At 74.2% G+C, this 6,062-nt stretch carries 6 protein-coding genes and 1 rRNA gene; all 7 read left to right on the top strand.

Going from position 1 to position 6,062, the window contains the following annotated elements; all coding sequences use genetic code 11:
* The coding region (locus BLS21_RS24350; protein ID WP_139177301.1) for an aminotransferase class III-fold pyridoxal phosphate-dependent enzyme at positions 1 to 460 on the top strand (460 nt) is incomplete at its 5' end.
* Entirely contained in the window at positions 457 to 1,407 is a 951-nt protein-coding gene (argF, locus tag BLS21_RS24345) for an ornithine carbamoyltransferase (protein ID WP_091224489.1), read from the top strand. The genes BLS21_RS24350 and argF, both read left to right, overlap by 4 nt.
* A complete protein-coding gene (locus BLS21_RS24340; protein WP_091224487.1) occupies positions 1,404 to 1,940 on the top strand; it encodes an arginine repressor in 537 nt (178 codons plus the stop codon). The genes argF and BLS21_RS24340 overlap by 4 nt, the downstream gene beginning before the upstream one ends.
* On the top strand, positions 1,937 to 3,394 hold the full coding sequence (gene argH, locus BLS21_RS24335) for an argininosuccinate lyase (protein ID WP_091224485.1): 1,458 nt from the start codon (positions 1,937 to 1,939) through the stop codon (positions 3,392 to 3,394). Before BLS21_RS24340 ends, argH begins: the two co-directional genes overlap by 4 nt.
* Complete coding sequence (locus tag BLS21_RS24330; protein WP_342706023.1) at positions 3,358 to 4,035, top strand: DNA-3-methyladenine glycosylase; 678 nt, start codon at positions 3,358 to 3,360, stop codon at positions 4,033 to 4,035. Before argH ends, BLS21_RS24330 begins: the two co-directional genes overlap by 37 nt.
* 96 nt (positions 4,036 to 4,131) lie before the next feature.
* Positions 4,132 to 5,406, top strand: coding sequence for a tyrosine--tRNA ligase (gene tyrS / locus BLS21_RS24325; protein WP_091224483.1), 1,275 nt, complete (start codon positions 4,132 to 4,134; stop codon positions 5,404 to 5,406).
* Between the two features lie 467 nt (positions 5,407 to 5,873).
* A 16S ribosomal RNA gene (locus tag BLS21_RS24320) occupies positions 5,874 to 6,062 on the top strand; the annotation flags it as partial.

The raw sequence follows: 6,062 nt of genomic DNA, 5'->3' as shown, positions 1-6,062 counted from the left end.
CACGATGGCCAAGTCGATCGGCGGCGGGCTGCCGCTGGGCGCCACGCTGGCCTTCGGCGCCGCCGCGGAGCTGCTGGGCGCCGGCAGCCACGGGTCGACCTTCGGCGGCAACCCGATCGCCGCCGCCGCCGCCCTCGCCGTCCTGGACACCATCCGCGAGGAGGGGCTGCTGGAGCGGGCCAAGGAGCTCGAGCAGCGGTTCACCGCCGGCATCGAGGCCCTGGCCCACCCCGGCGTGGCCGGGGTGCGCGGCCGCGGCGCGCTGCTGGGCGTGGTGCTCACCGCCGACGTCGCCGCCGCGCTGGAGACCGCGCTGCGGCAGGCCGGGTTCCTGGCCAACGCCGTCGCGCCGGGCGTGCTGCGGCTGGCGCCGGCCCTGGTGCTCACCGACGCCCAGGTCGACGCCTTCCTCACCGCCCTCCCGGCCGCCCTCGACACCGCACTGGAGACCCAGCGGTGACGGTCCGGCACCTCCTGCGGGACGACGACCTCGGTCCGGCCGAGCAGGCCGAGGTGCTGGCCCTGGCCGCCGAGCTCAAGCGCACCCGGCACACCGAGGCCGCGCCCACCCCGCTGCGGGCGCCCAACGGGGTGCCGCGCGCGGTGGCGGTGCTGTTCGACAAGCCCTCGACCCGCACCCGGGTGAGCTTCTCCGTCGGCGTCGCCGAGCTCGGCGGGTACCCGCTGGTCGTCGACGCCACCACCAGTCAGCTCGGCCGGGGCGAGCCGGTCGAGGACACCACCCGCGTGCTCGACCGGCAGGTCGCCGCGATCGTCTGGCGCACCTTCGGCCAGGACCGCATCGAGGCGATGGCCGCGGTCAGCCGGGTCCCGGTGGTCAACGCGCTCACCGACGAGTTCCACCCCTGCCAGATCCTCGCCGACCTGCAGACCGTCGCCGAGCGCAAGGGCACCCTCGCCGGGGTGACCATGAGCTACCTGGGCGACGGCGCCAACAACATGGCGCACTCCTACCTGCTCGGCGGCGCCACGGCCGGCCTGCACGTGCGGATCGGCTCGCCGGCGTCCTTCCAGCCCGACCCCTCGGTCGTGAAGCGCGCCGAGGAGATCGCCGCGGAGACCGGCGGCTCGGTGCACTGGACCGACGACGCCGCGGCCGCCGCCGACGGCGCCGACGTCCTCGTCACCGACACCTGGGTGTCGATGGGCCGGGAGGACGAGTACGACGCCCGGGTCGCGCCGTTCCTGCCCTACGCGGTGGACGACGCCGCGCTGGCCCGGGCCGCCGACGACGCCGTCGTCCTGCACTGCCTGCCGGCCTACCGGGGCAAGGAGATCGCCGCGTCGGTGATCGACGGCCCGCACAGCGCGGTGTGGGACGAGGCGGAGAACCGGCTGCACGCCCAGAAGGCCGCCCTGATCTGGCTGTTGGAGCGATCGGCGTGACCACCGCCCTGACCCGCTCGGCCCGGCAGGCGCGCATCCGCGAGCTGATCGAGGCCCAGCCGGTCACCTCGCAGACCCAGCTGGCCGCGCTGCTCGCCGGCTCCGGCATCGAGGTCACCCAGGCCACGCTCTCCCGCGACCTGGAGGAGCTGGGCGCGGTCAAGATGCGCGGTTCCGACGGCGCCCCGGCGTCCTACGTCCTGCCGCCGGAGAACGCCCCGCTGCGCCCCGCGCAGGCCGCGCCCGCCCGGCTCACCCGGCTGCTGGGCGACCTGCTGACCTCCGCCGAGGGCAGCGCCAACCTGGCCGTCGTCCGCACACCGCCGGGGGCGGCGCAGTTCCTCGCCTCGGCGCTGGACAAGGTCGGCCTCCCCGACGTCCTGGGCACGATCGCGGGGGACGACACTCTGCTGGTCGTCTCCCGCCGTCCCGACGGCGGGGCCGCCCTCGCCGACCGGCTGCGGGCGATGGCCGAGCGCGCCCCGGCCCCGACGACCGCACCCGAGACCGACCTGGAGGACCCCGCACCGTGAGCCCGGCCGACCCCGCCGCCCCGCCGTCGTCCCACACCCGGCTCTGGGGCGGTCGCTTCGGCGGCGGAGGGCCATCGGACGCGCTGACAGCGCTGTCCAGGTCCACCCACTTCGACTGGAAGCTGGCGCCCTTCGACCTGGCCGGCTCGCGGGCGCACGCCCGCGTGCTGCACCGGGCCGGGTTGCTCACCGACGACGAGCTGGCGCAGATGCTCGGCGCGCTGCACGAGCTGTCGGCCGAGGTCGCGGCCGGCACGTTCACCGCCGTCGAGTCCGACGAGGACGTGCACGAGGCCCTCGAGCGCGGTCTCACCGAGAAGCTCGGCACGCTCGGCGGCAAGCTGCGTGCCGGCCGCAGCCGCAACGACCAGATCGCCACGGACCTGCGGCTGTACCTGCGCCACTCCGTCCGGGCGCTGGTCGGCGAGCTCTCCTCCCTCGAGTACGCGCTGGTCGGCCTGGCCGAGCGCTACCAGGACGTGCCGGCTCCCGGCATGACCCACCTGCAGCACGCCCAGCCGGTGCTCATCGCCCACCAGCTGCTCGCCCACGCCCACGCCGTCGCCCGGGACGTCGACCGGCTGCGCGACTGGGACCGCCGCGCCGCCGTCAGCCCCTACGGCTCCGGCGCGCTGGCCGGCTCGTCACTGCCGCTGGACCCCGACGCCGTCGCCGCCGAGCTCGGCTTCGACCGAGCCTCGGACAACTCCATCGACGGCGTCAGCGACCGCGACTTCGCCGCCGAGTTCTGCTTCTGCGCGGCGATGGTCGGCGTCCACCTCTCCCGGCTGGGCGAGGAGGTCGTCCTCTGGACGTCGACCGAGTTCGGCTGGGCCCGGCTCGACGACGCCTGGGCCACCGGATCGTCGATCATGCCGCAGAAGAAGAACCCCGACATCGCCGAGCTGGCCCGCGGCAAGTCGGGCCGGTTCGTCGGCAACCTGACCGGCCTGCTCACCATGCTCAAGGGCCTGCCGCTGGCGTACGACCGGGACCTGCAGGAGGACAAGGAGCCGGTCTTCGACTCCATGGAGCAGCTGCTCCTGCTGCTGCCCGCGGTCACCGGGATGGTCGCGACCCTCACGCTGCGCCCCGAGGTGCTGGAGGCCGCCGCGCCGCAGGGCTTCGCGCTGGCCACCGACGTCGCCGAGTGGCTGGTCCGCCAGGGTGTGCCGTTCCGCTCGGCGCACGAGATCTCCGGGTCGATGGTCGCCTTCTGCGAGCAGGCCGGTCTCGAGCTCGACCAGCTCGACGACGACCAGCTCGCCGGCATCGACGAGCGGCTCACCCCCGAGGTGCGGTCGGTGCTCTCCGTGCCGGGTGCGCTGGCGGCCCGCAGTGCCCGCGGGGGGACGGCGCCGGAGCGGGTCGCCGGTCAGATCGCCGCGCTCACGGGGCTCGCGACCGAGCACGCCCACTGGGCCTCGGCCTCACCCGTGGCGGCGGCGCTCTGAGCGACCTCGAGCCCGGGCCGCTGCTGACGCCCGGGGAGCTGCTCGGCCCGCCGGACGTCGTGGCGCCGACCCTGCTCGGCTGCTGGGTGGTCACCGACCGCCCCGCCGGCCGGGTCGCGCTGCGGCTGACCGAGGTCGAGGCCTACGCCGGCGACGGCACCGACCCGGCGGCGCACTCGCACCGCGGGCCCACGCCGCGGGCGGCGGTCATGTTCGGCCCGCCCGGGCGGCTCTACGTCTACTTCAGCTACGGCGTGCACTGGTGCGCCAACGTCGTCGTGGGTGCCGAGGGCCAGGGCTCGGCGGTGCTGCTGCGTGCCGGGGACGTCGTGGTGGGGGAGGAGCTCGCCGCCTCCCGCCGTCCTTCTGCGCGCACGCCCCGCGAGCTCGCCCGCGGTCCCGCCCGGCTGACCCAGGCCCTCGCCATCGGCCCCGACGACAAGGACGCCGACCTGCTCGACCCGTCGTCCCCCGTGCGGCTGCACCGGGGTGACCCGCCGGCCGACGTCTCGGCCGGGCCGCGCGTGGGGATCAGCGTGGCCACCGAGCTGCCGTGGCGGTACTGGGAGACCGGGGCGGCGTCGGTCAGCGTGTTCCGCCCGGGCGGCAAGCCCCGCCGCCGCGCCGGCCGGCCGGCCTGATCAGGCAGGATCGGAGTCGGTGACCGAGCTCGCGAGGTCACGCAGGGACGGAGCACCCCCGGCGCCGGGCCGACGAACGCCAGCGAGGATGGACCCGTGACGGACGTGATCGACGAGCTGCACCGCCGCGGGCTGATCGCCCAGAGCACCGACGAGGAGGCGCTGCGCAAGCACCTCGCCGACGGCCCGGTCGCCTACTACTGCGGCTTCGACCCGACGGCGGAGAGCCTGCACGTCGGGCACCTCATCCAGTTCATGGTCCTGCGGGCGCTCCAGCGGGCCGGGCACCAGCCGATCGTGCTGGTGGGCGGGGCCACCGGGCTGATCGGGGACCCGCGCCCGACGTCCGAGCGCGTGCTCAACGACCCCGCGACGGTCGCCGGCTGGGTGCACCGGATCCGACGCCGGGTCGCGCCGTTCCTCGACCGGCCGGCAGCCGAGCAGGGGCTGCGGGCGCCGGTCTACGTCGACAACCTGGACTGGACCGCCCCCCTGTCGGCGATCGACTTCCTCCGCGACCTGGGGAAGCACTTCCGGGTCAACCGGATGCTGGCCAAGGAGGCGGTCTCGGCCCGCCTCAACAGCGACGCCGGGATCAGCTACACCGAGTTCAGCTACCAGATCCTGCAGGCCAACGACTTCCGCGAGCTGTTCCTCCGGCACGGCTGCACGCTGCAGACCGGCGGCTCCGACCAGTGGGGGAACATCACCGCCGGCGTCGACCTGGTCCGCCGGACCGAGGGTGCGGCGACCCACGCCCTGTCGACCCCGCTGATCACCACGGCCGACGGCCGGAAGATCGGGAAGACCGAGGGCGCCACCATCTGGCTGGACCCCGAGCTGACGAGCCCGTACGCGTTCTTCCAGTACTGGCTCAACGTCGACGACGTCGACGCCCGCTCCTGGTTGCCGTTGTTCTCCGAGCGGCCGGCCGAGGAGGTGGCCGCGCTGGTCGCCGAGTCCGAGCAACGCCCCGCCTCCCGGGCGCCCCAGCGGGCGCTGGCCGAGGAGCTCACCCGCCTGGTGCACGGCGAGGACGAGCTGCGCCAGGCCGAGGCCGCCGGCCGGGCGCTGTTCGGCCGCGACGACCTCACCGCCCTGGGCCCGGAGACCCTGGGCGCCGCCCTGCGGGAGGCCGGCAGCATCACCGTCGACGAGGGGACGCCGACCGTCGCCGCCCTGCTCCAGCGGACCGGGCTCGTCAGCAGTCTCTCCGAGGCCCGGCGCACGGTGAAGGAGGGCGGCGCGTACCTCAACAACGAGCGCGTCACCGACGCCGACGCCGTGCCGGAGGAGTCCGACTGGCTGCCCGGGGGCTGGCTGGTGCTGCGCCGCGGCAAGCGCTCGGTGGCCGGGGTCCGGCGCGCCTGAGGCGTGTGAACGGCGTGTGACGGGCCGGTTCCGCACAGGTGTCGCGCGTCACCACGCTGCGGTTTGACAGCCCGGACGACACCCACGTAACTTTCTCTCTGCGCCCGGCGAGACCGGAGCGGGACGGAGACCGAGTCACCGCCCGCGGGTCGGACCAGGCGCCGCCTGCCCAGCCACTGAGCGGGCCCCGGGAAGACAGCTCGGGGTACGCTGGTTGCACTGGGTACCGCCGTTCCGATCGCCGAGCGCGGGTCCTGGACCCGCCGCTTGACGGATGCGGAGAGCGGCGTAACGTGGAACAGCCGCCGCGATCGAAGGCCCAGTCGGCCGGGTGTCGCGAGCGTCCGCTCCTTGAGAACTCAACAGCGTGCCGAAAGTCAGTGCCATGTATGTGACCCCTTTGTGGGTTTCTTTGGGTTGATTGACGAGAGCGTCCAGTTCTCGGTTCTCGCCCGGATTTGAATTCATCTACGGAGAGTTTGATCCTGGCTCAGGACGAACGCTGGCGGCGTGCTTAACACATGCAAGTCGAACGGTGAACCGTCTTCGGACGGGGATCAGTGGCGAACGGGTGAGTAACACGTGGGCAACCTGCCCCCGGCTCTGGGATAACTCCAAGAAATTGGGGCTAATACCGGATGTGACCGCTGACCGCA

This window comes from Geodermatophilus siccatus, from assembly GCF_900103785.1.
In the GTDB taxonomy this organism is placed as follows: domain Bacteria; phylum Actinomycetota; class Actinomycetes; order Mycobacteriales; family Geodermatophilaceae; genus Geodermatophilus; species Geodermatophilus siccatus.
This window is presented reverse-complemented; position numbering and strand designations above follow the sequence as displayed.